Source organism: Chlamydia sp. 12-01, assembly GCF_042234205.1.
Lineage (GTDB): Bacteria > Chlamydiota > Chlamydiia > Chlamydiales > Chlamydiaceae > Chlamydia.
Map to the genome: position 1 here is coordinate 221,432 of NZ_CP114174.1, position 23,080 is coordinate 244,511.

A 23,080-nucleotide genomic window follows, 5' to 3' on the forward strand; every position below is an offset into this window, starting at 1 on the left:
TTATGTGGACTCACCCAATTAATTACGATGTTATTGTAGTTGGTGCTGGGCACGCGGGTTGCGAGGCTGCATTTTGCTCTGCAAAAATGGGGGCCTCCGTACTAATCTTAACTTCAAACTTAGATACTATTGCTAAGTTAAGTTGTAATCCTGCCGTTGGTGGTATTGGTAAAGGGCATATTGTTCGCGAAATCGACGCCCTAGGCGGTATCATGGCAGAGGTTACTGATCAGTCTGGGATACAATTTCGTATCTTAAATCAGACCAAAGGTCCTGCTGTCCGTGCTCCAAGAGCTCAAGTTGATAAGCAAATGTATCATATTCATATGAAACGCTTATTAGAGAGTACTCCCGGCTTACATATTATGCAGGGTACGGTTGAGTCTTTACTAGACAATGAAAATGTTATCCAGGGTGTTACAACGAAAGAGGGTATCACCTATTTAGGAAAAACAGTCATTTTGTCTTCTGGGACATTTATGCGTGGCTTAATTCATATCGGCGACCTTAATTTCCCTGGTGGACGTCTTGGAGACCCTGCAGCAACAGGGTTGTCAGCAGCTTTGAAAGAGCGTGGTTTCCCAATTAGTAGACTAAAAACGGGCACGCCTCCTCGTCTACTTGCTTCTTCTATAGATTTTTCCGTAACAGAAGAACAACCTGGGGATCCTGGTGTAGGATTTGTTCATAGAAATGAACTATTCGTTCCTCCTTTACCTCAGGTATCGTGTTATATTACCCATACCACTCAGAAAACTAAAGATGTCATTGCAGCAAATATTAGCCGTTCAGCTCTGTATGGAGGGCGTATTGAAGGTATAGGACCTCGATATTGTCCATCTATTGAAGATAAAATTGTTAAATTCGCAGATAAAGAACGTCACCATATTTTCATAGAACCTGAAGGAATTTATACTCAGGAAGTCTATGTCAACGGTCTATCCACATCCATGCCTTTTGATGTGCAATATGATATGATTCGTTCAGTTCACGGATTAGAAAATGCAATTATTACCCGGCCTGCTTACGCTATTGAATATGATTACGTTCATGGAAATGTTATCTATCCTACTTTAGAAAGTAAGATTACAGAAGGTTTATTTCTATGCGGCCAGATCAATGGAACGACAGGATATGAAGAAGCCGCTGCTCAAGGTCTTATCGCAGGTATCAATGCAGTAAATAAAGTACTTAGAAGACCCGCATTTATCCCATCACGACAAGAATCTTATATTGGTGTAATGTTAGATGATCTTACGACTCAGGTATTAGATGAGCCTTACCGTATGTTTACAGGACGAGCAGAACATCGTCTACTCCTAAGACAGGATAACGCCTGCTTACGCTTGTCTCACTATGGTCGTGATTTGGGACTCCTAAGTCAAGAACGCTATGAAATCTTTGAAAATCAAAAGCAAGTTATAGAAAAAGAAAAACTCCGTCTAAGTAAGACATTCAAAAAGTATGGAAACTCTGTAGTTTCCTTAGCGAAAGCTTTATGTCGTCCAGAAGTATCTTATGACACTCTGAAGGAAACATTCCCTGATGATGTACGTGACCTTGGTTCAACACTTAATGCTTCATTAGAAATGGAAATTAAGTATGCAGGGTATATAGATCGTCAGAAATCTTTGATTCATAGTCTATCAAAATCAGAGAACATGATTATTCCTGAGGACATAGATTATCAAAATATTTCCTCATTAAGTTTAGAGGCTAGAGAAAAACTAGCTAAATTTACCCCAAGAACTATAGGGTCTGCTTCAAGGATATCAGGTATTGCCTGCGCTGATATTCAAGTATTGATGGTTGCTGTAAAAAAACATGCTCACCGATAAGTGTATTTTCTTAAATCTATCTGGGATAACTATCTTTGAGCAGTTGCAAATAGAAGAAGCTCTTCTTCGCAACTGTAAGGAGAATGTTTGTATCATTAATTCTAACGCACCGGAAGCGGTGGTTCTCGGTATTTCAAGACGCCCAAACGAAGATCTTCGCATTTCTGAATTGCGATCCGACAATGTTCCTATAATTAAACGTTATAGTGGTGGCGGAACAGTATTTATCGATAGAAATAGTTTATTCGTAACATGGATTATGAATTCTTCCGAACCCATGGCCAGTTCTCAGGATTTGATGCGGTGGTCTTATGATATCTACGCACCTATCTTTCCAAAGACATTTTCTGTTAATGAAAATGATTATACTTTAGAAAAGAAGAAAATCGCAGGAAATGCTCAATATATCCAAAAATCTCGTTGGGTACACCACTCAACATTTCTATGGGATATGGATATAGATAAGCTTACACGTTATCTACCAATACCCCAAAAACAACCATCATACAGGAAACAACGTTCACATCAAGATTTCCTAACAACTATTCGCCCATGGTTCCCCACCAAAGAAAGCTTTTTTGATAGATTAAAAGCATCTGCGGGGAATATTTTTCTTTGGGAGACTCTTTCAGAAGATGAACTGAAAGGTATTCTGGAAAAGCCCCACCGAAAATCTACTACGTTATTGTAGCAATACTTTTTAATCACTCGGCAGCATTAACTATTTCGATTTTGCTGAAGAAATAGCTAATTTCTATAGCCGCATTTTCTAAACTATCAGATCCATGTACCGCATTAATTCCTATAGATTCACCGAACTGAGCACGGATAGTACCCTGAGCAGCTTCTTGAGGATTTGTAGCTCCCATAATTTCTCGATTGCGAACTACAGCATTATCACCTTCGAGAACCATAACAACAACTGGGCCTGAAATCATGAAATCTACGAGCTCTTGGAAAAATGGACGAGATTTATGAACAGCGTAAAAGCCTTCAGCTTCTTTCACTGATAAATGTAACATTTTCATAGCAGCTATACGAAATCCTGATTTTTCAAAGATCGTAACGATCTCACCAATATGAGCCTTGCCAACAGAATCAGGTTTGATAATTGATAGCGTTTGTTCCATGTATATACAATCTCCTTAAACAAAATGAAGTGAATGTGAGAGAAATTATACCACTATCTTTAGGAAAGTCTAGCTCTTGTTCAATCCTTGTAAGTTCTTTTTTAAAGCAATAGGCAAAATCTCTGCTAATGATGCGTCATCAGGAAGTTCACTCATAGCTTCAGCAATCATCCTTTCTGCCGAAGATTTAGGATAGCCTAATGCGGCTAATGCCTGTATTCCTTCATCCATACATGAGGGTTTTGCAGGTTCCCAAGAAGCAATTGCTTGAGAATCTAGGGGGAGTAAATCTGGAAGCTTTTGTTTGAGATCTACCATAAGTTTTTCTGCTGTTTTTTTCCCTATACCAGGAACAGAAGCTATGGCTTTTACATCCTCAGCACGTGCTATAGAACAGAGTTTGTTAAGGGAAAATGTATTCAATATTGCTAGGCCTGTCTTAGGACCTACTCCAGAAAATGAAATTAACATACGGAAACATTCACGCTCTCCTCGAGAATTAAATCCGTAAAGGACATGTTCAGTTTCACGAACAACCGTATATGTATAAACAATAACTTCACGATGTAATTGACTCGACAACTCAATCAACCATCGATCAGGAGAAAAAATACTAAACCCTAATCCTTGACATTCGATCACAATAGTTCCCGAACTAATATAAGTAAGAATTCCACGAATATAATCGTACATTATCGAACCCCTAAACAAGTATAAGCAGAAGTATGTGCATGGCATATTGCTAATGCAAATGCATCTGCAATATCCTCACAATTAGAATTTAAGACATCAGGAACATTCAAAATCTTACTAACCATAAGTTGTACCTGCTGTTTACTCGCATTTCCTTTCCCTACAACAGCTCTCTTAGCTACATTTGGAGCATATTCAAAAACAGGAATATCTCTTAAAGCAGCAGCAAGTACGAGTACACCTCGCGCCATGCCTAATTTTATAGTGCTTTGAGGATTCTTATGAACATATTGAGTTTCAAGAACCACAGCATCAGGAGTAACATCATCTAATACTCCAGATAGTGTTTGAAAAAGCTGTTTATAACGCTGTGTTAATGAGTCTTTGGAAGATAAACGAATAGCTCCATAACTATGAGCTCGTATCTTATAACGCTGTTCAACAAGGATAATTGCATATCCAGAAACTAATGTCCCAGGATCAATTCCCATAATCAATTGCGTCATAATCAAGTCCTTATGCAGGATTAAGAAAAGTTCCCTGAACGGAATATGTAGCGTTTATTCTATGTTAGCCATATATAATTACAATTGAAAATCTCAGTGTAAGATCTACTCTATAAATCCACTATATTTTGATTCCTGGATACATTCAGTGCTACTACAGTCTACATCCCTACCTAACAGCCGTTTTAGATGAGATACATTTAAAACATCTTCACACCCAAATTTCTTATTAAGAGTCTGTATCTGACAATACTGCTCTTCAACCAGATCTTGTAATAGAGCAACCTCTTTCTTCTTTTGAACTAGCTCATCTTGAATCTGTAGAATTTTTTGTGATTCTATATTTGTGTATTCAGACTGCCTGTAATGCTGTAATTCTAGGCTTAATCTTGAGATTTCTTCTTGATATTTCTTATCCTGATCTGCCTTTTTTTGATGCAAAATCATCATAGCTTCATTTAAACTAACTATCTCCTGCTGTTTTAACAGACTTTCCTTTGATCCCTGTTCAAACATATCAGTTTCAGGGATACGAGACAGCGTTAGTTTATCTAACTGTTCCTCGAGGATCTTGATTTTATGTTCATAACAGAGCCGTCTTCCTTCACTAATTTCTGTTTGCTGAACACTTTCTATCAAATCTCGTTTCAATTCATCGATAACGTCATTTTGATGACGTGTTTGCTGTAACTTCTCAGAAAGACGATGTTGTAGCCAACTATTTTCATTTTTTAGTTTTTCGATTTCAGAATTTCTAATCTCATCACGAGATGAAAACTCTCTCTCTAAAGCTAAAAATCGATGTTTCCATTCTAAATGAACATCTTGTTCATGAGAAAGATCTACTTGTAATACTTCAGATTTATTGGAAACAAGTTGACCACTCATTTTACTACAAACATCTGCTAAGGCATTACATGCATATTGCCATTCCATAATATCTGCATCTTTCCATCGACAAAGCAACAGAAGCATAGATCTCGAGTATATATCGTAATGATTTGAAGAAGAACAATTGGAGTTGCTAGACCATATAGAAGTTAGATGCAGCTTAATTGCCGATAAGAGCCGCCGCAAAGGATACCTCTAAGATATTAATTAGATTTTTCTGGTTTATAGCACAGGAAGGAGTTCTTGTCTCAAATTCACAACTAAGAAAAAGACATTCGAAAAACCTAGGAAATCTAAGTTGATGTTTACTAGTGTGGATATAGAATTTTAGAATTTCATAAAAAATTAAGTGAAAATAAAAAAATAAACAACTCTCATCACGTTCAATAATGAACACGGATCATTGGGTTAAGATCTAAACAAAAAAGGGAAGAAAACTGCTCAGAACAAGACTCGAACTTGCACGGGCTTGCGCCCAAGGGATTTTAAGTCCCTAGTGTCTACCATTCCACCATCTGAGCAATAATGAAGAATCCTGTCAATTATAAATCTAATAACTGAAGCGATTCGAATTATAGTTTTTGGAGATATCTACTTTAAGAGAAATACCAAAAATATAACTCAGAATCTTACCAGATGACACTTTCTAGATCAATGGTTTTCAAAGAGAAGACAGGTAAAAATCTTTAATGAATTATTACTCGTCTTCTATTGGGAAAGAAGAAGGTAAAGGCTGTTCGCAAGCTGAAGAGACTTCCATTTCTTCATCAGGGAAAATAATTGTTTGATCGCCAGATAATAAAGCACTTATCACTTCAGAACTTTCAGTAACTAATGCCTGTAAAGATTCATCTAAATCAGCTGAAGTCACTGTAGGATCAGAAACAGCTTGCGAGATAATCTCAGAAATTAATTTTGCAGGAGGAGGTAATAGAGAAAACTTCTTCTGCTCACCTAAGTTATCTTCCTGTGATTCTTCCCAAAGCTCTTCAGTAACAGTATCAATAATCTCTTGAGAAGACCCTGCTACTTCTGATACTTCTTTATTAGTTTTTTTACGCCCTTGCTTTTTCTTCTCTTTCCACTTATCTCCCTTTCGCTCCTTCTTCTCTTTCCTAGTCGTAGAATGAGGTGTGGATGCAGTAGGAGTTTCTGATGAAGTTTCAACTACAATAGCTTCGGAAGAGCTTTCCTCAACAACAGTTACAGGAGCGGCTTTAGGCAACTTAATTAAAGCTTCTCGGCCTCCGGCAATTTTAATACCACGATCTAAACCTACAGCTTTAAGATTGATCTTAGTATCTCGGATTTCCATCACTTCATAATCGCCTGCGGGGACAATAAATGGCTTACTATGATCACAGTTACGGAAAAAACAAGTATTCCCCAAAGAAATCACTTCAACTGCTTCAACAACAAAAGGATCTTGAGAAAGGTGCTTAGTATTACGAACTGATAACTTGTATCCTTCTCTCGACGTAATTACAGTTTCTATAACTGGATCTCTTGTAAAATACACGAATTTAACCTTCTATTTAGAGTTCTTTGCTACATACTCTAATAAATCAACTATGCGGGTTGCATATCCTATCTCATTATCATACCAAGCAACTAGCTTGAAAAAGCGATCAGTCAACGCTATCCCTGCACCGGCATCAAATATCGAAGAATATTCACATCCTATAAAATCAGAAGAAACTACTTCTTGATCCGTATAACCTAAGATTCCACGCAAATTAGTTTCTGAAGCATTTTTAATAACTTTACATATTTCTTCATATGTTGTTGATTTTTTCAATCTTACAGTGAGATCAACTACAGAAACATCAGCAACAGGAACTCTAAAAGCCATTCCAGTTAACTTATTCTTCAGCTCTGGCAAACATAGAGCAACAGCTTTAGCAGCTCCAGTAGAAGCGGGGACAATATTTTGAAAAGCTCCTCTACCACCTCTCCAATCTTTCTTAGATGGACCGTCTACAACACTCTGAGTTGCTGTAGCAGCATGAACCGTGGTCATTAACCCTTCTTCAATACCAAAATTATCTAATAAAACCTTAGCTAGGGGAGCGAGGCAATTTGTAGTACAAGAAGCATTGGAAATAATAGTATCCTTCTCAGGATCAAATTTATTCTCATTTACTCCCATTACAAATGTTGGGACATCTCCTTTTGCAGGAGCAGTAATAAGTACACGTTTAGCACCAGAATCAAGATGCTTAGCAGCGTCTTCTTTCTTGGTAAATAAACCTGTACTTTCAATAACAATATCTACACCCAGATCTTTCCACGGAAGTTTTTGAACATCACGTTGATCTAATAATTGAATCCTACGATTATCAACAACGAGATCACCATTATCATAAGATACTTCTGCAGGGAAACGCCCGTGAGTAGAATCGTATTTAAATAGATACGTCAAAGCCTCCCCAGGGACAAGATCATTAACAGCCACGACTTCGATAGGAGAATTTCTTTTTAAAATTTGTCTTAAAACTAATCTTCCAATCCGTCCAAAACCGTTAATTACAACTTTCATCGCTATTCCCTGGTAGTCAGTATTCGCAAAAAAAAATAGCCTAATTGGCTAAAAATTCTATAATACACTTTCGTGCATTATCACCAACTCTATTTTGTAGTTTCAAAATACGCGTGTATCCGCCATTTCTAGAGACAAAACGAGCACCTAATTCATCGAATAGTTTATTTATTACCGTACGATCTACATTATAGGCTGATAAATCTCCAGCTTTAGCTTGACGGGCTTCTTTGCTTGTCAACTTATTGTATCTAACCATTAGCCTAGCAACAGCTAAACGTCTTGCAGCCAATGTATTTTTCTTAGCCAATGTAATCATCTTATCCGCACAGCGACGTAACTCTTTTGCTTTAGGCAAAGTAGTCTCTATTCTTTCTTGGTGGATTAGAGATTTTAACATGTTAGCTAACATACAACGATTATGCGCAGAAGTACGACCAACTCTAAATTTCTTTCTAGCGTGTTGCATATACTTAATTATCCCTTGACGTTTTTAGACCGAATCTTTTCGGCATAGCTCTTCATTTTTTCTTTTACGTTGTCTAAGCCAACGCCGAACTGACTGAGATCCATTCCCAATTCAAGCTTCATTTCTTTTAACTTATTTTTAATCTCACAAAGAGATTTCTTCCCAAAGTTTCTGAACTGTAGCAGGCGAGGTTCTGGCATAATCACCAACTCACCGATGGTTTCAATATTTGCATTAGACAAACAATTTGTAGATCTTACAGACAACTCGATCTCATTAATACCTAGAACTAACTTATGAAGAATATCGTCTTTGTTCTCTTTCTCAATGGAAATAGCTTCTTCAAAGACTATCTTCTTCTCATCCATTCTTTCAAAAATAGAGAAGTGCTTAGTTAAAATTTGTGTAGAGAAAGCTAAAGCTTCTTTAGGAGATACTCTACCATCTGTTTCTACATGTAAAATCAAGCGATCGAAATCTGTATCTTGACCAACACGAGTATCTTCTACAAAGTAATTAACTAAAACTACAGGTGAGAAAGCAGCATCTAAAATGATCTCATTCACACCTTTGTCCTCGAGAACAATTCTCTCAGATGTAGAATACCCTCTTCCAAAAGCCACTCTTAAAGCAATTTCAATCTGCATAGGCTGTGTTACAGTAAAAATTACATGATTAGGGTTAACAGATTCAAACCCGCCTTCTTGTAATAAATCAGCCAATGTCACAGATCTTTGACCACTGCAAGCAGCCAAATCAGAGGCATCTACAGAAATAGTAGACTTTAATAATTGAGTGCAACGACCATCCTCACTATCTTGGAAAGGATATTTCTTAAGTAGAGCTCCTTTCAAATTCAAGACGATGTTTGTTACATCTTCTACGATTCCCTCCATTGCCATGTACTCATGAAGTACACCAGTCATAGAGAAAGAAATAATTGCAGGAGCTTCTAAACCAATTAGCAATGCTCTTCTCAAAGCATTACCTAAGGTATGACCCATACCCCTTTCCAGAGGTTCTGCGACGAAACTCGCCTGCTTATCAATCGATCCCCCGCTACCTTCTACAGCCATCATTTTGACTGATTCTGGCAATTCAAATTTATCGTAAAGTAAATTTTGTGAATTATCCGACATCCCTTTCTCCTTCCCTAAAACTACACTCTGCGCCTTTTTCTTGGTCGACAACCATTGTGAGGAACAGGAGTTTCGTCACGGATGACAGAAACAACTAAACCAGCGGCTATGAGAGCGCGAACTGCAGATTCTCTGCCAGCTCCGGTGCCTTTTAAACATACTTCAACTTCTTTAAGGCCAGAATTCATAGCAATTTTTGCAGCGTCTTGTGCAGCCACCGTTGCAGCAAAAGCAGATGACTTACGAGATCCGGAATATCCAACTTTTCCAGCTGAAGCCCAAGAGATAGTATTCCCTGCAGGATCTGTTATGGATACAATCGTATTGTTGAAGGTAGCCTTAACGTGAACAACGCCTGAAGGAATATTCTTTAACTGTTTTCTTTTTACGCCTTTTTTCTGCGTTTGATGTTTAACCAAAACACGTTCTCCTAAAAAAATTATTTCTTCTTACCTGCGACTGTTTTACGCTTGCCTTTACGTGTTCGAGAATTTGTTTTTGTTCTCTGTCCTCTTACAGGCAATGAAAGACGATGTCTTTGTCCACGATAGGCGTGTATAGAGATCAATCTTTTAATATCTGACTGCACACGGCGTCGCAAGTCCCCTTCAACTACATACTCTGATTGTAGGAGAGAATTGAGGCGGCCTATTTCTTCCTCCGTCAATTCAACAGCCCTAGCTTCAGGATTCAATTGCAACTTTGCAATAATCTCTTCAGAAAGAGCTGGCCCTATCCCATAAATATATGTAAGACTTATTTTTAATTTTTTCTTCGCAGGAATATCAATTCCAATGATGCGTGGCATACGTAGGGCCTCCCTTAAAGTAGTATAAGCATCTTAGGTCAAAAATTGTTATTTTTCAATGCCTTCCTTTAGAACGATCTTTTTTCAAAAAACTATCGTACCGACGCATAAGCAAAAAGGCATCCACTTGCTTCATCGTATCTAAAACCACACCAACTACGATCAACATCGCTGTGCCGCCTAAAAAATAACTTACATTAGCATCTACATGAAGGACTCGTCCTAAAATAGATGGTAAAATAGCAATAACAGCTAAGAAGACTGCTCCTAGTAAAGTGACGCGATTCATGGTGTATTCTAAATATGTTTGTGTAGGCTTCCCCTGTCGAATTCCAGGAATAAAAGCGTTATTCTTTTTCATTTCGGAAGCAATTTGTTCCGGATGGAACTGCGTTGCTGTCCAGAAATAGGTAAAGAATATTATAAGCAAAACATAACATGAGGAATATACCCAGCTACCTGGGGATAACATCATAGCAATTCGCTTAAGCCATGAAGAATCTGAGGACATGAATTGCCCTATAGTTGCCGGGAACATTAGCAAGGACGAAGCAAAGATAACAGGTATAACGCCCGCATAGTTTACCTTCAGCGGCAAATAGGATCCTCCTCCAGGGATTTCTCTCCTACCAATTACTCTACGTGCATATTGCACGGGAATTTTTCTCACACCTTCAATAATCAATATTGTTGTGACGAGAACGAATACAAAAATAAAACACAACAAGAGAAGTGAGAACAAACCTAGTTGAGAAGGGTCTTGAGAACCAAGATTTAACTTATTGACTATCGATCCCAAAACAGATGGGAAAGAAGCTAAGATCCCAAGACTGATAATTAAGCTAACACCATTACCAATACCCTTATCAGAAATCTGTTCACCTATCCACATGAGCAGTAATGTTCCTGTTGTCATAACAATAACTGTCGTCATGTAGAATATCCAAGGAGCTCCAAATAACTTGGATGACAACAAGGTCGGAAGAACAATACCCGGAATAGACATATTCATTTTTAGAGCAAACTTAGCGAAAAGCAATGATTGAATAACTGCTAAGCCAACTGTAAATAAACGGGTTAATCTACCAATCTTTCTTTTGCCTTGGTCAGGACTTTCACGCATTTCCCTCTGTATTGAAGGCATAAACACTAAAAGAAGTTGTACTATGATAGATGCGGAAATGTACGGAACCACACCTAACGCAATAACTGTCATTTGTGCAAAAGCTCCCCCAGAAAAAATATCAGCTAGTTGAAATAAATTCTGACTGGAACCTAGTAACTGTTTAAAATAAGCTACGGCGAGTTCTCCGTTAATTCCTGGAACAGGAATGAACACACCGACTCGGCAGGCCGCAAGTAAAGCAAAAGTAAAAAATAACTTCTGTCTTAACTCAGCAATGGAAAATATCTGTCGTAAAGTTGTCATAGTCGGGCCCAAAAAATTTTATCTTTAAGCAACACCAATAAGGTTTCGTACTCCTTGAGACAATACTACATTAGTGTCCTTCCAGATAAACGTTTTCTCTAATTCGCCTTTAACAATCACTTTCACTCTAATCGCGTGCTTATCTATAGCTCTTTTTTGTTTCAACGCATCTAAAGTAATTTCTTCTCCTTCGTTGAATAAAACATTCAAACGTTGAGTAGTAATTTCTTCTACACATTTATCAAAACGTTTATGAGAGAATCCTCTAGTAGGAACTCTTCTATAAAGAGGAACTCCGCCTCCTTCATAACCAAATCGACGCTTATAACCAGAACGGCTTCCGTCTCCCTTATGGCCCCGGCAACTTGTTTTACCATGACCTGAGCTGGGACCACGCCCTAATAACTTTGTTCTTTTCTTTCTTGGTGAAGGATCTTGTAACGATTCTAATTTAATCATGTGTCACTCTTCTCCTTTGTAAAACGTCTTTCCTGCTAGAAAGACTCAAGAGAGCTTTAAAAGCAGCCTTTACTTGGTTCATCGGGTTATTTGAGCCTAAACTCTTGGCAACAATATTTTTGACTCCAGCCATTTCCAAAATCAAACGAATACGTGAACCTGCCACAATTCCAGTTCCAGGTTTAGCAGGCTTCAAAAGTAATTGAGCTCCGTCCTGATCAACTAAAACTTCATGAGGAATAGAATCGCCTTCCAAAGATTCAATAACGATTAGATTCTTTCTCGCAGCTTCTCCGCCTTTGCGAATAGCATCTGTTAATTCATTTGCTTTGGCAAAACCGTAGCCCAAGCGTCCCTTACCGTCACCCACCAAAATAAGTGCGGAGAAACTAAATTTACGACCGCCCTTGACTACTTTTGAACAACGATTGACAACAAGAACTTTCTCCTCTAGCTGATCTTCTTTGTGAGAATTCTTTGATAACGTCATCTCTTTAAACCTTCATTAAAACTGTAATCCGCCTTCTCTAGCACCATCAGCCACCATGGCAACAACTCCATGATATTTGAAAGGACCGCGATCGAATACAACTCGATCTACCTGAAGACTTTTCCCTATCTGGGCAATTTGGGTTCCTAACGTTTTAGCAACGTCTTGATTCTTTTTAATTAATCCGGAAGCCTTACTTGATTTCGCCATAGTTGAGACAGAAGCCAAAGTTTTGCCAATAGAATCATCAATTAATTGTACATAGATATGCTTGTTAGTCTTCACAACAGACAAACGAGGCTTTAAAGAAGAGCCTCTTAAGACTTTACGCACTCTTAAAGCCCTACGAACTTTCTTTTCAGACTTCTTGAATAACGAATTTTCCATAACCTAACTCTGCCTTGCTACACTATTTTTTACCTGTTTTTGCCGCTTTTCCAGCCTTACGACGGACATATTCGTTTTCATAGCGGATACCTTTACCTTTATAGGGTTCGGGACGACGTTTAGCACGGATACTAGCAGCAAATTCTCCGACTAGCTGCTTATTTATTCCCTTCACTGAAATCAAAGTGTTCTTTTCAACAGTAACTTGAAGCTCCGAAGGAATAGGCATTTTCGTAGGATGAGATACTCCAATAGACAAATCTAAAACAGATCCTTGAACAGCGGCTCTGAAACCAACTCCAATCATTTCCAATCGTTTCTCGAAACCCGCACTGACTCCTTGAACCATATTAGAAATTAAAGCCCAAAACAAACCCTGCATACGACTTGGTCTATCAATAACACCAGGAGCTGCATGAACAAAAACTTCCTTATCTTTGATATCGACAACCACTTCTGGCGCTAATACTTGTTTTAAAGAGCCCTTTGGACCTTTTACTAAGATTTCATTATTTTGAATGGAGACCTCTACTCCTTGAGGGAGCACAATAGGGTCTCGAGCTTTACGAGACATTCCTTACCGTCCTATAAATTCTTTTATCCTGTTACCAAACTAAACAGAGTAGTTCGCCACCAATATTTTTAGCTCTAGCTGTTGATCCATCTAGCACTCCTTGAGATGTAGAAAGAACAGAAATGCCCATATTTCCGAAAACATAAGGGATTTTTGCTGCAGGAACATAAACCCTCCTAGAAGGTTTAGAAACTCGCTTTAATTGGCGTATCACAGGCCTACGGTCATTACTATATTGTAAAAAGATACGCATTGTGCGTTTACGATTCTCTTCTTTCACTAAATAATGAGCCAAAAACCCATGTTGTTTCAGAATTTTTACAATCGATTCACGCATCTTGCTATGCTCTAAATCCACATACAAATGCTCTGCTTTCAAAGCATTTCGGATTCGTGTTAATAAATCGGCTATAGTATCACTTGTCATGCCCATACTGATCTTACATCTCCCCTATTGAGCCTTCTTAAAACGCAAACCCATCAACTCTAAAAGAGTGGTGCATTCAACATCTGTTTGTGCTGTAGTTACCCAAGTAACATTCATCCCTTGAGTTCTCTTAACGCGGTCTAAATCTACTTCAGGGAAAATCTGTTGATCGTCTAGTCCCAATGAATAGCATCCGCGTCCATCTCCTTTATTCGAGAAACCACGAAAGTCGCGAATTCTAGGAGAGACTATATTGCAAAAACGATCCATAAAATCGTACATACGCTGCCCACGTAAAGTTACTTTAGCACCAATGCCCTGTCCTTCACGAAGTTTGAAACCAGCGATAGAATTTCTAGCCTTTGTAACCAAAGGTTTTTGTCCGGAAATCATAGAAAGTTCTTCTAAATGAGCCTGGAAAAGGTTTTTATCTTTAGCTGCCTCAGCAAGACCCATGCTTATAACAATTTTTTTAAGAACAGGAATTTGCATGGTATTTCCATACCCAAACTTTTCTTGGAGGGACTTTCGGATCTCTTCAGTATATAGTTTTTTTAACCTGCTCATATTAACCTTTTCTCTCTTTCACAGAACGATATAGTTTAGAAGTACCATCAGGAGACCTATTCCACAACTCTCGCCCGTTGTTAGTAACTTTGACAGAAAGTTTTGCTGGAGCACCGTCTATACTTAAACGAACGTTTGAAACATGTATCGGAGTTTCAATACTAATCCTTTTACCTTTAGGATTTTCTTGACTGCGTTTGATATTTTTCGTACGAACGTTGATTCCTTCAACGACCACTTTATTTTTTTCTCTAAGACAAGATAAAACTTTACCCTGCTTTCCCTTGTCGTTCCCGGCTAGCACATAAACCGTGTCGCCAACACAAACACTATGTCTTTTCATATCTTTTCTTATCCTTAAATCACCTCAGGAGCCAAAGAACTAATTTTCACAAAGCCACGATCTCGAATTTCTCGAGCGATTGGACCAAAAATTCGTGTTCCTTTGGGATTTCCTTTTTCATCGATAATTACACAGCTATTAGTATCGAATCTCAAAGAAGAACCATCTTTTCTAAGAATATCGCGGCGTGTTCTAACAATCACAGCTTTAACCACATCGCCCTTTTTAATAGAGCTATCGGGTTCAACATCTCTAACGGAACATACAATGATATCACCCACTGTAGCGTAACGTCTGCGAGATCCGCCTAAAACTTTGAAACACTTTACTTTTTTAGCTCCGGTATTATCGGCAACTTTTAACTGACTTTCTTGCTGAATCATAACTGCATCTACCCAATGTTGCTAATCTACCTAATTAACTCATACGCTCAACAACACGCCATCTTTTCAATTTAGACATAGGTCGCGTTTCTTGAATTTTAACTTTATCGCCTTCAGAAACATTTAAACCATTATGCGCATAGTACTTTTTAGAGTCTCTAACAACTTTAGCGTACTGAGGATGGGAGTACATTCTTTCTACTCGAACAACTACGGTTTTATCCATTTTTGATGAGACAACAACACCAATTTTGGTTTTTCTAAGGCCTCTTACTTCACTAGCCATCGATTTTTCCCTCTTTTTCTTGTTTCACCGTCATAGATCGAGCTATGCTTTTCTTATACATAGAGAACAAGTGCGCCTTAACCACTTTATTTTGTAAAGCAGCCTCGGCTCTTAAAGAAAAAAGAGCTTTCTTATTTTCATGGATAATTTTGTCTAACTCTTCTAGACTTTTCCCTCTAAGCTCATCCAATAATTTTTTCTTTGCTGCCATAACTTATACCCTTTCAACCCGTTTCACAAAACGTGTTCTTATTCCTAATTTTGCTGCAGCTCTTCTTAAAGCATCCTGAGCATCTTCTCTGGAAACGTTAGCCACTTCAAAAAGAATTCTTCCCGGACGAACTACAGCCACCCAATGATCTGGAGCACCTTTACCTTTACCCATACGAGTTTCTGCAGGCTTCTTAGTCACGCTTTTATCAGGAAAAACACGAATCCATACTTTTCCTTTACGTTTTAAATATCTATTGATGGCAACCCTGCAAGCTTCTATTTGCCGACTAGTTACCCAACCTCTTTCTAAGGTCTGCATTCCAAACTCGCCAAAGTCAACAAAAGTAGCCCCCTTGCTTAGGCCTGCAAATTGACCTTTTTGCTGTTTGCGAAATTTTGTTCGTTTAGGCATCAACATAATAATTCACACACACTTGTTTACAGCTATTGTGCAGCTGGAGCCGCAGCGCCAGCATTAGCTGTAGAGGTTTTTTCCCCAAGATTAATCCAAACTTTTACGCCGATAATTCCATAAGTAGTCTCTGCAGATGCTGTGGCGTAATCAATATCAGCTCTCAATGTATGCAGAGGAACACGACCATTTTTATACCATTCAGAACGAGCAATCTCAGCGCCTGCTAATCTTCCAGAAACCTGTATTTTAACACCGATAGCACCTGCATCCATAACGGATTGCATAGCCTTTTTCATAGCACGTCTAAAAGAGACACGGCGCTCAATTTGTTTAGCAATGTTATCTGCGACTAATTTCGCGTTCAATTCGGGGCGTTTAATCTCTGCGATTTCCACCCAAACTTCTTTACCGGTAAGCTTTCTTAGTTCTTCTTTTAAAAGATCTACTTCTGCTCCTTTTTTCCCGATAACAAGTCCAGGACGAGCTGTTTGAATCGTAACCTCAATCTTACCGCTCATACGTCTTACAACAAAGCCTGCAGCCCCTTGACAAGAAGGTTTTTTTCTTAAATGTTCTCGGATTTTAACATCTTCGATAAGAAATTTACCAAATTCTTGCTTATTTCCGTACCATAGAGAGCGCCATTTTTTAGTCACGCCTGTACGAAAACCGATTGGACATCCTTTCTGACCCATAACTTCTCCTACCGCTCCTTCTCACCAACAATAACAGTTAAGTGACTGGTGCGTTTTAAAATTGGGGATCGTCCTCCCCGACTTTTCGATTTAGCTCGCTTATATACAGGGCCCGCATCTACTCTAACTTCAATAACGTTTAATTGCTCGCGTTTCACATTTTCTCTGAGCTCAGCGTTAGCTACAGCGCTATCCAAAACTTTCTTTAGACATCTTCCAGCTTTTAACTGTGAAAAATTCAACTGTTGCAGAGCTTCTGTAACACTTAGATTTCTCATAAGCCCGGCAGCGAGTCGAGCCTTGCGAGGTTGAACCCGTATGTAGCGGGCGGTCGCTTTAAACATGACATGTCTCCTTTAGACTTACCCTTTCTTCACGGGATGACTTTTAAATATTCTTGTTGGGGAAAACTCTCCCAACTTATGCCCTACCATAGTTTCTGAAACAAAAACTGTTAGAAACTTTTTCCCGTTATGAACTTCAAATGTATGGCCAATCATTTCAGGGGTAATCATAGAACGACGAGACCAAGTTTTAATTGGAGTTTTTTTCTCCAATAAGTTCATAGCACGTACTTTTTTTATCAGACTGTGATCAACAAAAGGACCCTTTCTTAACGATCTACTCATAAACCCTATTTCCTACGATCTTTAACTATCCACTTATTGCTTTTACGCTTATCACGAGTTTTTAATCCTTTCGTGACTTTACCCCAAGGAGTACGTGGGATATAACCGTTATGACGGCCTTCACCACCTCCGTGAGGGTGATCGACAGGGTTCATAGCAGTACCACGAACAGTTGGACGAACGCCTTTCCATCGTTTTCTTCCTGCTTTACCATCAACACATAAATTGTGATCGGAATTAGAAACTTCGCCGATAGTAGCTTTACAACCTTCATTTAACATGCGAAACTCGCCTGAAGGCATTTTTAATGTAACGTATCCTGGAGTTTTAGCAATAATCTGGGCAGCTAAACCTGCAGATCTTACTAATTTTCCTCCAGAGTTAGGTCTCATCTCAATATTATGAACGGTTGACCCTAAGGGCATACTTTTTAAAGTCATGCAACAACCCAATTTGAAAGGGCTGCCTTCTCCAGAGATAACTTGATCTCCTCTTTTTATGCCTTTTGGAGCAAGTATATAACGCTTTTCTCCATCAGCATAACTTAATAAAGCGATATAGGCAGAGCGGTTTGGATCGTACTCAACAGAAACTACCTTAGCTTCAATACCGTCTTTGTTACGCTTAAAGTCGACAACTCGGTATAGACGTTTAGCCCCTCCACCACGGTGACGGCAGGAAATGTGACCTAAATTATCACGACCACCTGAACTTTTTTTGAAAAACGACAAATTTTTATTTGGCCGCACACTTTTCCTAGTTCTTTTCCCCGATAACTCTCCTTCCCTGGTGAGCTCATTAAAAGCCGGAAGAACCAACTGTCTAGTCCCTGGAGTTACTGGCTTAAACTTTTTAAACATGTTTTTCTTCCCTCTAATAGATTACCCGATAGAATGGCCTTCATAGAAGGTCACAACCGCCTTCTTAAATCCTGCAGTCTTTCCTTTTCGTTTTCCACGAAACATTCGGGCTGGCTGAGGCTTCACACATATCGTGTTTACACTTTTAACTTTTACTTTTTTATCTGCATAAATAGATTCCAAAGCTTGAGCAATTAAAGGCTTAGTGGCATTGCAAGATACAACAAATGTGTATTTTGGATGCTTGCAGAAACTACCTTTCTTCTTACCCTCACCATTCCCAAGACTTAAACCTTCTAATGTTTTAGCCTTCTCGGTTACATAATGCCGTCTAATTACATCATAAGGATCTTTCATATCCTAATTTTCCCTTTTAATCTTTCGTTCCAGAAATAAGATGCCCGGCGAGTCCTTTTAGGGCCTTTTCGGAAATCACTACATTGTGGGCAGAAGCTAGATCATATCCATTGATATTCATTCCATACGTAAAACCACGCACAGCTGGTAAATTACGTAAACTTAATCTTAACCCTTCATTGTTTTGAGCATGACCTAAATCATCAATGAAAAGTATTCCACGACATTGCACATTACAAGATTTTAAAAATCTTAAAGCTTCTTTCGTCTTTGGAGAAGTTAAACTGCTTGTGAATACGCTGTCATCGGCTACAATCAATCGATTTGTTTGAATCTTTTGAGATAACAACAAACGAATTGCTGCTCTTTTCTCTTTTCTATTGATACGAACATGTTGATCAAACTTAGGCTTAGGGCCAAAAACAATACCCCCTCCACGAAACTGAGGAGAAGCCAAACACCCCTGACGGGCATTTCCTGTACCTTTCTGTCTAAAAGGCTTTTTAGTGGAATGGCTAACTTCTGAACGATTTCTCGTGCATGCAGACCACTGTCTCTTGTTAGCTCGAATAGCCACAAGATAATCCTTCACTAATTGAAGCCCATTTCCTTCTTGAGCAAAAAAGGTGTCTGGTAATTCAACCTCTCCTGTCTTATTCCCAGAAAAATCAAACTTTGATAATAAAACCATTAGGACCTCTTCTGTATTACCCTTTTGCTCTGGAAGAACGTCTGACGACAACAACAGAACCTCTAGGACCAGGGATTGCCCCCTTCACTAATAATACTTTTTTCTCTAAATCTATTTTTACGACTTCTAAATTCTTAACAGTTACGTTGACTGTACCCATATGACTAGGACGTTTACTTCCTGGGAAGCATCGTCCAGGAGTTGAACGCATTCCTATTGAACCGGCATGACGATGGAATCCAGAACCGTGAGTTTTAGGACCTCCGCGGAATCCAAATCTTTTCATGACCCCTTGAAATCCTTTACCTTTAGAAACACCGCTAATATCTACAGAAGAGATATTTTCAAGAACTTCTAGACCAAATTCACTTCCCAAAGAAACTTCGTTAACAGCATCTTCAGAAAGACGAACCTCTTTTAACAAACCAAAAACACGAGAACCCGACTTCTTAAGATGTCCAAGTTGAGGTTTATTCATTCGCTTTTCTAATGTTTTTTCTGGAACGTTGATTTCATTCGCTCCCATCTGAACAGCATTGTAACCATCAGTTGAATCAACTTTTATTTGAGTAACAACATTGGAACCCACACTAATTACTGAACACGCAACCAGATTTCCATCTTTATCAAAGACATGAATCATGCCTTCCTTTTTTCCCATTAAGCTAAGCTGAGATCGCATATAATTACCCATTAATACAATAAGTCGCCCGCACTCAAGCGAGAGCAACTAGGCAAGTCGTTTTAGCATTTTTACTCGTAGAATTCCCTAAAAAGAAAAGGAACCTTTTCCTTAAGAAAATAAAGGGACAGGTTATCAGAGGGAGAAGATTTTTACAATAAGAAAAAGCGGGAACGACTTAATGAGAGAAAGATAAAAAGTTCTTATAAAATCTTAGTTTGCTAATAAATAAAAAAATCGCTTCTAGGTTTTCTAGAAGCGATTTACAATATTGTCTTAAACTGACAAATCTTTTTCTTATGAATTAGACCACACGTTGTAAAGACCAATACCACTGGAAATTGCAACGGCTCCCGATGTAACAGCTAATCGAGCTGAAGCTGTAAATGGGAAAGGAATTAATTTGAATAGATCAGCAATTAATTCAAATGCTTTTTCTAAAATTCCAAGTATTGTCTTTTTAACAGCAGCAAAATGCGATTTTTTTAATTCCTGAGCTACCTGATTATAAACTTCAGGACTCATCTTATTTGCCGTTCTAGACTCTATCAACCCATCGAAAGCACGCTTATATGCTCGATTTTCATAGAGCAAGGATGCGGTTCCACCGATAACACCAGCAGCATGGTTAGCTGTCATCATGTATGTTACACCATCACCGAGTCCTGTTTTTACCTGTCCTGGAAGGAAAGGCTTATGAGCAAGTTTATTTGCCAAGAGTACCGGACGGCAAACACCGAATGTTCCAATGTAAGTAGCCGCACCAACTGCAGAACAACCCTCTTTAATCGCAGCCAACGCATGGTCACTCTTAGAGAGATACATCTTGTTATAAAGTAAGCCTTTCTCAAAGCTACCAAAAAGTTCAACACTTTCTGAAGTAAAGCACTTCTTGATATGAGCAAAGCAATTCTTTGAGGAACTAATAAATCCGGGGATTGCACCGTTAAACACGTTACCTAAAGCAACAACAGACCTAGCTGTACTCAAGGTTCCGGCTACATTTTTAGCTATCTGAAGAGAAGCTCCCGTCTCTCCTGAACATTCAATCACGCCACAGCTAAATTCAGATACTGATTTAGCAAATTTAAATGCTTTATCTAAGCTTTTAGTATTGCCAACGAAGCGTGCTAAATGATTATTCCCATTAGTGAAAAACTGCTTAATGCAATTTCCAGAGTCTCCCCTCCTAGCTGCTTGCATTGCTGTTTGCATGAACACGTTTTTACCGCCTATAAGTAGGACAGTCGCACGTGGTGTTGCAGATGCCATATCCACCTCCCTAAAATTAAAAGGTTTTTAGCAAAAAGATAACCGTTTTAAGTTGCAATTATAACATACACACAACTTAATAAACTAAAGTAACTTGACTAAATATCGAAATTAATTACTTAAGTTAAAAGATAATTTTAATTTATGACCAGAATGTCCATTCAAAAAAGTTTTTGAATCCATTGTTCCTTTGCCTTCAGGCTGGATTTCTCGTAAGCAAATAGCTCCTTCGGTACACGCAATAAGAAGTTCTTGCTGATCTGATACGATAATATCCCCAGGACTACCATAAACCTCCCTGTTAGAAGCAAGGGCAGCTTTGCGAATAACCAAACGTTTCTCTGGTTTATCTTGATAAGAATAGAGTGTCCAAGCTCCAGGAGCCGGTGTAACACCCCGTATTTGAGCATACACTTTTTCAGCAGGACGATCCCAAAGAATAAATCCCTCTTCTTTCGATAGCTTAGGAGCTATTGACGCCTTAGATGAATCTTGAGGTGTATGAGATATCGTCCCGCTGGAGATCTGCTGTAAAGTTTCTATTAGAATTTCTCCACCTTGATTAGCTAAGGCTTCCGCAAGCTCTCCTGCCGTCATATCAGGACCCACAGGGACATAAGATATACCAGCAATATCTCCGGTATCCATACCCGCGTCCATGCGAATTACAGTATTTCCAGACTGTGTAGCGCCATCCATGATACATCGTTGTATAGGAGCCGCACCACGGTATGCAGGTAATACGCCTGCATGCAAATTATAACAGCCGTATCTTGGAATATCTAGGACCGCCTGACGTAGGATAGCTCCATAAGCAACAACAATGAATACATCAGCCTCAAAGGCCTTCAATTGTTCAATAAACTGTAGATCTGAAGCTTTTTCAGGTTGTAAAAGGGGTATATTCTTAGATAGAGCTAATGTCTTAACAGGAGAGGGAACAGGTTGCGATGAACGTTTTTGAGGCTTATCTATACGAGTGACAACACCTATAACATTGATGTCATGATGTAATAGATCTTCTAAAACTGTAGCGGCGAACTGTGGGGTGCCAAAATAAACAATCTTAAGACTCAACAAGAGCTCCTTCCTTATCTATGCTCTCTTCTTGGAAAGCATCTTTATCAGCTCCGCGCTCTATTCCGCGCTTACTTGGATTCTGACAAAAATGGATGAAATTTTGAACTTCAGGTATGTGACCATATTCTTCCTGAGCCTCTAGCAAAGATTCAGAAAAGCTATCTTCAGAACGGTAAACTTTTTTGAATACCTTGATCAAAGCCAAGCGTGTCTCAAAAGAAATTTGTCGTCTTTGTAGACCAACTTTATTGATACCACCTAGTTGATAAGGGTTCCCGGTACCTATAGTATATGGAGGAATATCTCGTCGGACACCACTTAAAGCTCCAACCATAGCATGCGCACCAATACGAACAAATTGATGAACACCTACCATCCCGCCAATAATAGCATAATCTTCAACGACAACATGGCCAGCCAATTGTGCGTGATTACTTAAAACTACATAATTCCCAATTGTACAATTATGAGCTACATGTGCCCAAGGCATGATAAGACAATTATTTCCTATAGAAACCGTTGTCCCTTCAAATGTAGAAGAGGTAATAATAGCAAATTCTCGAATTTCGCAATTTTCTCCTATGGCAACATAGGTTTTCTCCCCTTGATATTTCAAATCTTGAGGTTTATTACCAATCATTGCGGATGGCCATATTGTTGTTCCTCTGCCTACAGTAGTGTGCCCATCAATGTAAGCATATGATTTCACAACTACATCATCACAAAGGGTCACCGTAGATTTAATAACAACATACGGCTCAATAACAACATTCTTTCCGATTTTAGCCCCGGGTTCGATAATTGCCGTTGGGTGGATGTTCGTCATAC

34 protein-coding genes and 1 tRNA gene are annotated in these 23,080 nt (G+C 38.8%); 2 read left to right on the forward strand and 33 right to left on the reverse strand.

The window, feature by feature from the left end:
- Positions 1-2 precede the first annotated feature (2 nt).
- Positions 3-1,838 (forward strand): tRNA uridine-5-carboxymethylaminomethyl(34) synthesis enzyme MnmG, encoded by a 1,836-nt coding sequence (gene mnmG / locus O1W69_RS00885; protein WP_375793664.1) that lies wholly within the window; start codon positions 3-5, stop codon positions 1,836-1,838.
- Positions 1,825-2,529 (forward strand): lipoate--protein ligase family protein, encoded by a 705-nt coding sequence (locus O1W69_RS00890; RefSeq protein ID WP_375793665.1) that lies wholly within the window; start codon positions 1,825-1,827, stop codon positions 2,527-2,529. The genes mnmG and O1W69_RS00890 overlap by 14 nt, the downstream gene beginning before the upstream one ends.
- A 13-nt stretch (positions 2,530-2,542) precedes the next feature.
- Here O1W69_RS00890 and ndk read toward each other — a convergent pair whose 3' ends face one another.
- From ndk to lpxA, 33 genes are all read right to left on the reverse strand, one after another.
- Positions 2,543-2,968: a nucleoside-diphosphate kinase gene (gene ndk, locus O1W69_RS00895; protein WP_375793666.1), complete on the reverse strand. Its 426-nt coding sequence runs from the start codon at positions 2,966-2,968 to the stop codon at positions 2,543-2,545.
- Positions 2,969-3,037: 69 nt separating this feature from the next.
- Entirely contained in the window at positions 3,038-3,661 is a 624-nt protein-coding gene (gene ruvA / locus O1W69_RS00900) for a Holliday junction branch migration protein RuvA (protein WP_375793667.1), read from the reverse strand.
- Entirely contained in the window at positions 3,661-4,167 is a 507-nt protein-coding gene (ruvC, locus tag O1W69_RS00905) for a crossover junction endodeoxyribonuclease RuvC (RefSeq protein ID WP_375793668.1), read from the reverse strand. The genes ruvA and ruvC overlap by 1 nt, the downstream gene beginning before the upstream one ends.
- A 105-nt stretch (positions 4,168-4,272) precedes the next feature.
- Positions 4,273-5,103, reverse strand: a complete 831-nt coding sequence (locus O1W69_RS00910; RefSeq protein ID WP_375793976.1) for a hypothetical protein — start codon at positions 5,101-5,103, stop codon at positions 4,273-4,275.
- A 393-nt stretch (positions 5,104-5,496) separates the two neighbouring features.
- Positions 5,497-5,579 (reverse strand) — tRNA-Leu (locus O1W69_RS00915).
- A 176-nt stretch (positions 5,580-5,755) separates the two neighbouring features.
- Positions 5,756-6,577, reverse strand: a complete 822-nt coding sequence (grgA, locus tag O1W69_RS00920; RefSeq protein ID WP_375793669.1) for a GrgA family transcription factor — start codon at positions 6,575-6,577, stop codon at positions 5,756-5,758.
- Positions 6,578-6,589: 12 nt separating this feature from the next.
- Positions 6,590-7,597, reverse strand: coding sequence for a type I glyceraldehyde-3-phosphate dehydrogenase (gene gap, locus O1W69_RS00925; RefSeq protein ID WP_375793670.1), 1,008 nt, complete (start codon positions 7,595-7,597; stop codon positions 6,590-6,592).
- A 40-nt stretch (positions 7,598-7,637) separates the two neighbouring features.
- The gene (gene rplQ / locus O1W69_RS00930) at positions 7,638-8,066 is read right to left on the reverse strand and encodes a 50S ribosomal protein L17 (RefSeq protein WP_332380728.1); all 429 of its coding nucleotides are present in this window, start codon (positions 8,064-8,066) and stop codon (positions 7,638-7,640) included.
- Positions 8,067-8,074: 8 nt separating this feature from the next.
- Complete coding sequence (locus O1W69_RS00935) at positions 8,075-9,205, reverse strand: DNA-directed RNA polymerase subunit alpha (RefSeq protein WP_375793671.1); 1,131 nt, start codon at positions 9,203-9,205, stop codon at positions 8,075-8,077.
- A gap of 20 nt (positions 9,206-9,225) precedes the next feature.
- Complete coding sequence (gene rpsK / locus O1W69_RS00940) at positions 9,226-9,624, reverse strand: 30S ribosomal protein S11 (protein ID WP_375793672.1); 399 nt, start codon at positions 9,622-9,624, stop codon at positions 9,226-9,228.
- A gap of 20 nt (positions 9,625-9,644) precedes the next feature.
- Positions 9,645-10,013, reverse strand: a complete 369-nt coding sequence (rpsM, locus tag O1W69_RS00945; protein ID WP_011006085.1) for a 30S ribosomal protein S13 — start codon at positions 10,011-10,013, stop codon at positions 9,645-9,647.
- A gap of 55 nt (positions 10,014-10,068) precedes the next feature.
- The gene (gene secY, locus O1W69_RS00950; protein WP_375793673.1) at positions 10,069-11,442 is read right to left on the reverse strand and encodes a preprotein translocase subunit SecY; all 1,374 of its coding nucleotides are present in this window, start codon (positions 11,440-11,442) and stop codon (positions 10,069-10,071) included.
- A 24-nt stretch (positions 11,443-11,466) separates the two neighbouring features.
- Complete coding sequence (rplO, locus tag O1W69_RS00955; protein ID WP_375793674.1) at positions 11,467-11,901, reverse strand: 50S ribosomal protein L15; 435 nt, start codon at positions 11,899-11,901, stop codon at positions 11,467-11,469.
- Complete coding sequence (rpsE, locus tag O1W69_RS00960) at positions 11,894-12,391, reverse strand: 30S ribosomal protein S5 (RefSeq protein ID WP_375793675.1); 498 nt, start codon at positions 12,389-12,391, stop codon at positions 11,894-11,896. The genes rplO and rpsE overlap by 8 nt, the downstream gene beginning before the upstream one ends.
- Positions 12,392-12,406: 15 nt before the next feature.
- Entirely contained in the window at positions 12,407-12,778 is a 372-nt protein-coding gene (gene rplR / locus O1W69_RS00965; RefSeq protein WP_375793676.1) for a 50S ribosomal protein L18, read from the reverse strand.
- Between the two features lie 22 nt (positions 12,779-12,800).
- A complete protein-coding gene (gene rplF, locus O1W69_RS00970; RefSeq protein WP_375793677.1) occupies positions 12,801-13,352 on the reverse strand; it encodes a 50S ribosomal protein L6 in 552 nt (183 codons plus the stop codon).
- Between the two features lie 31 nt (positions 13,353-13,383).
- The gene (gene rpsH / locus O1W69_RS00975) at positions 13,384-13,785 is read right to left on the reverse strand and encodes a 30S ribosomal protein S8 (RefSeq protein ID WP_375793678.1); all 402 of its coding nucleotides are present in this window, start codon (positions 13,783-13,785) and stop codon (positions 13,384-13,386) included.
- 18 nt (positions 13,786-13,803) lie between these two features.
- Entirely contained in the window at positions 13,804-14,346 is a 543-nt protein-coding gene (gene rplE, locus O1W69_RS00980) for a 50S ribosomal protein L5 (RefSeq protein ID WP_375793679.1), read from the reverse strand.
- A 1-nt stretch (position 14,347) separates the two neighbouring features.
- Positions 14,348-14,689, reverse strand: a complete 342-nt coding sequence (rplX, locus tag O1W69_RS00985; protein WP_375793680.1) for a 50S ribosomal protein L24 — start codon at positions 14,687-14,689, stop codon at positions 14,348-14,350.
- A gap of 14 nt (positions 14,690-14,703) precedes the next feature.
- Complete coding sequence (gene rplN / locus O1W69_RS00990) at positions 14,704-15,072, reverse strand: 50S ribosomal protein L14 (RefSeq protein ID WP_011006076.1); 369 nt, start codon at positions 15,070-15,072, stop codon at positions 14,704-14,706.
- Between the two features lie 34 nt (positions 15,073-15,106).
- Positions 15,107-15,358, reverse strand: a complete 252-nt coding sequence (rpsQ, locus tag O1W69_RS00995; RefSeq protein WP_375793681.1) for a 30S ribosomal protein S17 — start codon at positions 15,356-15,358, stop codon at positions 15,107-15,109.
- On the reverse strand, positions 15,351-15,569 hold the full coding sequence (gene rpmC, locus O1W69_RS01000) for a 50S ribosomal protein L29 (RefSeq protein WP_375793682.1): 219 nt from the start codon (positions 15,567-15,569) through the stop codon (positions 15,351-15,353). The genes rpsQ and rpmC overlap by 8 nt, the downstream gene beginning before the upstream one ends.
- 3 nt (positions 15,570-15,572) lie before the next feature.
- Entirely contained in the window at positions 15,573-15,989 is a 417-nt protein-coding gene (gene rplP / locus O1W69_RS01005; RefSeq protein WP_011006073.1) for a 50S ribosomal protein L16, read from the reverse strand.
- A 26-nt stretch (positions 15,990-16,015) separates the two neighbouring features.
- Entirely contained in the window at positions 16,016-16,681 is a 666-nt protein-coding gene (gene rpsC / locus O1W69_RS01010; RefSeq protein ID WP_375793683.1) for a 30S ribosomal protein S3, read from the reverse strand.
- Between the two features lie 8 nt (positions 16,682-16,689).
- Positions 16,690-17,025: a 50S ribosomal protein L22 gene (gene rplV / locus O1W69_RS01015; protein ID WP_375793684.1), complete on the reverse strand. Its 336-nt coding sequence runs from the start codon at positions 17,023-17,025 to the stop codon at positions 16,690-16,692.
- 18 nt (positions 17,026-17,043) lie between these two features.
- Positions 17,044-17,310 (reverse strand): 30S ribosomal protein S19, encoded by a 267-nt coding sequence (rpsS, locus tag O1W69_RS01020; RefSeq protein ID WP_006342772.1) that lies wholly within the window; start codon positions 17,308-17,310, stop codon positions 17,044-17,046.
- A gap of 5 nt (positions 17,311-17,315) precedes the next feature.
- Positions 17,316-18,170 (reverse strand): 50S ribosomal protein L2, encoded by an 855-nt coding sequence (rplB, locus tag O1W69_RS01025; protein ID WP_375793685.1) that lies wholly within the window; start codon positions 18,168-18,170, stop codon positions 17,316-17,318.
- A 21-nt stretch (positions 18,171-18,191) separates the two neighbouring features.
- Positions 18,192-18,527, reverse strand: a complete 336-nt coding sequence (locus tag O1W69_RS01030; RefSeq protein WP_375793686.1) for a 50S ribosomal protein L23 — start codon at positions 18,525-18,527, stop codon at positions 18,192-18,194.
- A 16-nt stretch (positions 18,528-18,543) separates the two neighbouring features.
- A complete protein-coding gene (gene rplD / locus O1W69_RS01035) occupies positions 18,544-19,218 on the reverse strand; it encodes a 50S ribosomal protein L4 (RefSeq protein WP_375793687.1) in 675 nt (224 codons plus the stop codon).
- Positions 19,219-19,234: 16 nt separating this feature from the next.
- Complete coding sequence (gene rplC / locus O1W69_RS01040; protein WP_375793688.1) at positions 19,235-19,900, reverse strand: 50S ribosomal protein L3; 666 nt, start codon at positions 19,898-19,900, stop codon at positions 19,235-19,237.
- A 297-nt stretch (positions 19,901-20,197) separates the two neighbouring features.
- Positions 20,198-21,172 carry a hypothetical protein gene (locus O1W69_RS01045; protein ID WP_375793689.1) on the reverse strand — a complete coding sequence of 325 codons (975 nt, stop codon included), beginning with the start codon at positions 21,170-21,172 and terminating at the stop codon, positions 20,198-20,200.
- A 111-nt stretch (positions 21,173-21,283) separates the two neighbouring features.
- Positions 21,284-22,249 (reverse strand): methionyl-tRNA formyltransferase, encoded by a 966-nt coding sequence (gene fmt / locus O1W69_RS01050; protein ID WP_375793977.1) that lies wholly within the window; start codon positions 22,247-22,249, stop codon positions 21,284-21,286.
- Entirely contained in the window at positions 22,239-23,078 is an 840-nt protein-coding gene (gene lpxA, locus O1W69_RS01055; protein ID WP_375793690.1) for an acyl-ACP--UDP-N-acetylglucosamine O-acyltransferase, read from the reverse strand. The genes fmt and lpxA overlap by 11 nt, the downstream gene beginning before the upstream one ends.
- Positions 23,079-23,080 lie beyond the last annotated feature (2 nt).

Bases quoted from the DNA above. Each gene is read 5' to 3' on its own strand.
- mnmG (WP_375793664.1), top strand. From the start codon at position 3: ATGTGGACTCACCCAATTAATTACGATGTTATTGTAGTTGGTGCTGGG.
- O1W69_RS00890 (WP_375793665.1), top strand. From the start codon at position 1,825: ATGCTCACCGATAAGTGTATTTTCTTAAATCTATCTGGGATAACTATC.
- ndk (WP_375793666.1), bottom strand. From the start codon at position 2,968: ATGGAACAAACGCTATCAATTATCAAACCTGATTCTGTTGGCAAGGCT.
- ruvA (WP_375793667.1), bottom strand. From the start codon at position 3,661: ATGTACGATTATATTCGTGGAATTCTTACTTATATTAGTTCGGGAACT.
- ruvC (WP_375793668.1), bottom strand. From the start codon at position 4,167: ATGACGCAATTGATTATGGGAATTGATCCTGGGACATTAGTTTCTGGA.
- O1W69_RS00910 (WP_375793976.1), bottom strand. From the start codon at position 5,103: ATGGAATGGCAATATGCATGTAATGCCTTAGCAGATGTTTGTAGTAAA.
- gap (WP_375793670.1), bottom strand. From the start codon at position 7,597: ATGAAAGTTGTAATTAACGGTTTTGGACGGATTGGAAGATTAGTTTTA.
- rplQ (WP_332380728.1), bottom strand. From the start codon at position 8,066: ATGCAACACGCTAGAAAGAAATTTAGAGTTGGTCGTACTTCTGCGCAT.
- O1W69_RS00935 (WP_375793671.1), bottom strand. From the start codon at position 9,205: ATGTCGGATAATTCACAAAATTTACTTTACGATAAATTTGAATTGCCA.
- rpsM (WP_011006085.1), bottom strand. From the start codon at position 10,013: ATGCCACGCATCATTGGAATTGATATTCCTGCGAAGAAAAAATTAAAA.
- secY (WP_375793673.1), bottom strand. From the start codon at position 11,442: ATGACAACTTTACGACAGATATTTTCCATTGCTGAGTTAAGACAGAAG.
- rplO (WP_375793674.1), bottom strand. From the start codon at position 11,901: ATGATTAAATTAGAATCGTTACAAGATCCTTCACCAAGAAAGAAAAGA.
- rpsE (WP_375793675.1), bottom strand. From the start codon at position 12,391: ATGACGTTATCAAAGAATTCTCACAAAGAAGATCAGCTAGAGGAGAAA.
- rplR (WP_375793676.1), bottom strand. From the start codon at position 12,778: ATGGAAAATTCGTTATTCAAGAAGTCTGAAAAGAAAGTTCGTAGGGCT.
- rplF (WP_375793677.1), bottom strand. From the start codon at position 13,352: ATGTCTCGTAAAGCTCGAGACCCTATTGTGCTCCCTCAAGGAGTAGAG.
- rpsH (WP_375793678.1), bottom strand. From the start codon at position 13,785: ATGGGCATGACAAGTGATACTATAGCCGATTTATTAACACGAATCCGA.
- rplE (WP_375793679.1), bottom strand. From the start codon at position 14,346: ATGAGCAGGTTAAAAAAACTATATACTGAAGAGATCCGAAAGTCCCTC.
- rplX (WP_375793680.1), bottom strand. From the start codon at position 14,689: ATGAAAAGACATAGTGTTTGTGTTGGCGACACGGTTTATGTGCTAGCC.
- rplN (WP_011006076.1), bottom strand. From the start codon at position 15,072: ATGATTCAGCAAGAAAGTCAGTTAAAAGTTGCCGATAATACCGGAGCT.
- rpsQ (WP_375793681.1), bottom strand. From the start codon at position 15,358: ATGGCTAGTGAAGTAAGAGGCCTTAGAAAAACCAAAATTGGTGTTGTT.
- rpmC (WP_375793682.1), bottom strand. From the start codon at position 15,569: ATGGCAGCAAAGAAAAAATTATTGGATGAGCTTAGAGGGAAAAGTCTA.
- rplP (WP_011006073.1), bottom strand. From the start codon at position 15,989: ATGTTGATGCCTAAACGAACAAAATTTCGCAAACAGCAAAAAGGTCAA.
- rpsC (WP_375793683.1), bottom strand. From the start codon at position 16,681: ATGGGTCAGAAAGGATGTCCAATCGGTTTTCGTACAGGCGTGACTAAA.
- rplV (WP_375793684.1), bottom strand. From the start codon at position 17,025: ATGTTTAAAGCGACCGCCCGCTACATACGGGTTCAACCTCGCAAGGCT.
- rpsS (WP_006342772.1), bottom strand. From the start codon at position 17,310: ATGAGTAGATCGTTAAGAAAGGGTCCTTTTGTTGATCACAGTCTGATA.
- rplB (WP_375793685.1), bottom strand. From the start codon at position 18,170: ATGTTTAAAAAGTTTAAGCCAGTAACTCCAGGGACTAGACAGTTGGTT.
- O1W69_RS01030 (WP_375793686.1), bottom strand. From the start codon at position 18,527: ATGAAAGATCCTTATGATGTAATTAGACGGCATTATGTAACCGAGAAG.
- rplD (WP_375793687.1), bottom strand. From the start codon at position 19,218: ATGGTTTTATTATCAAAGTTTGATTTTTCTGGGAATAAGACAGGAGAG.
- rplC (WP_375793688.1), bottom strand. From the start codon at position 19,900: ATGCGATCTCAGCTTAGCTTAATGGGAAAAAAGGAAGGCATGATTCAT.
- O1W69_RS01045 (WP_375793689.1), bottom strand. From the start codon at position 21,172: ATGGCATCTGCAACACCACGTGCGACTGTCCTACTTATAGGCGGTAAA.
- lpxA (WP_375793690.1), bottom strand. From the start codon at position 23,078: ATGACGAACATCCACCCAACGGCAATTATCGAACCCGGGGCTAAAATC.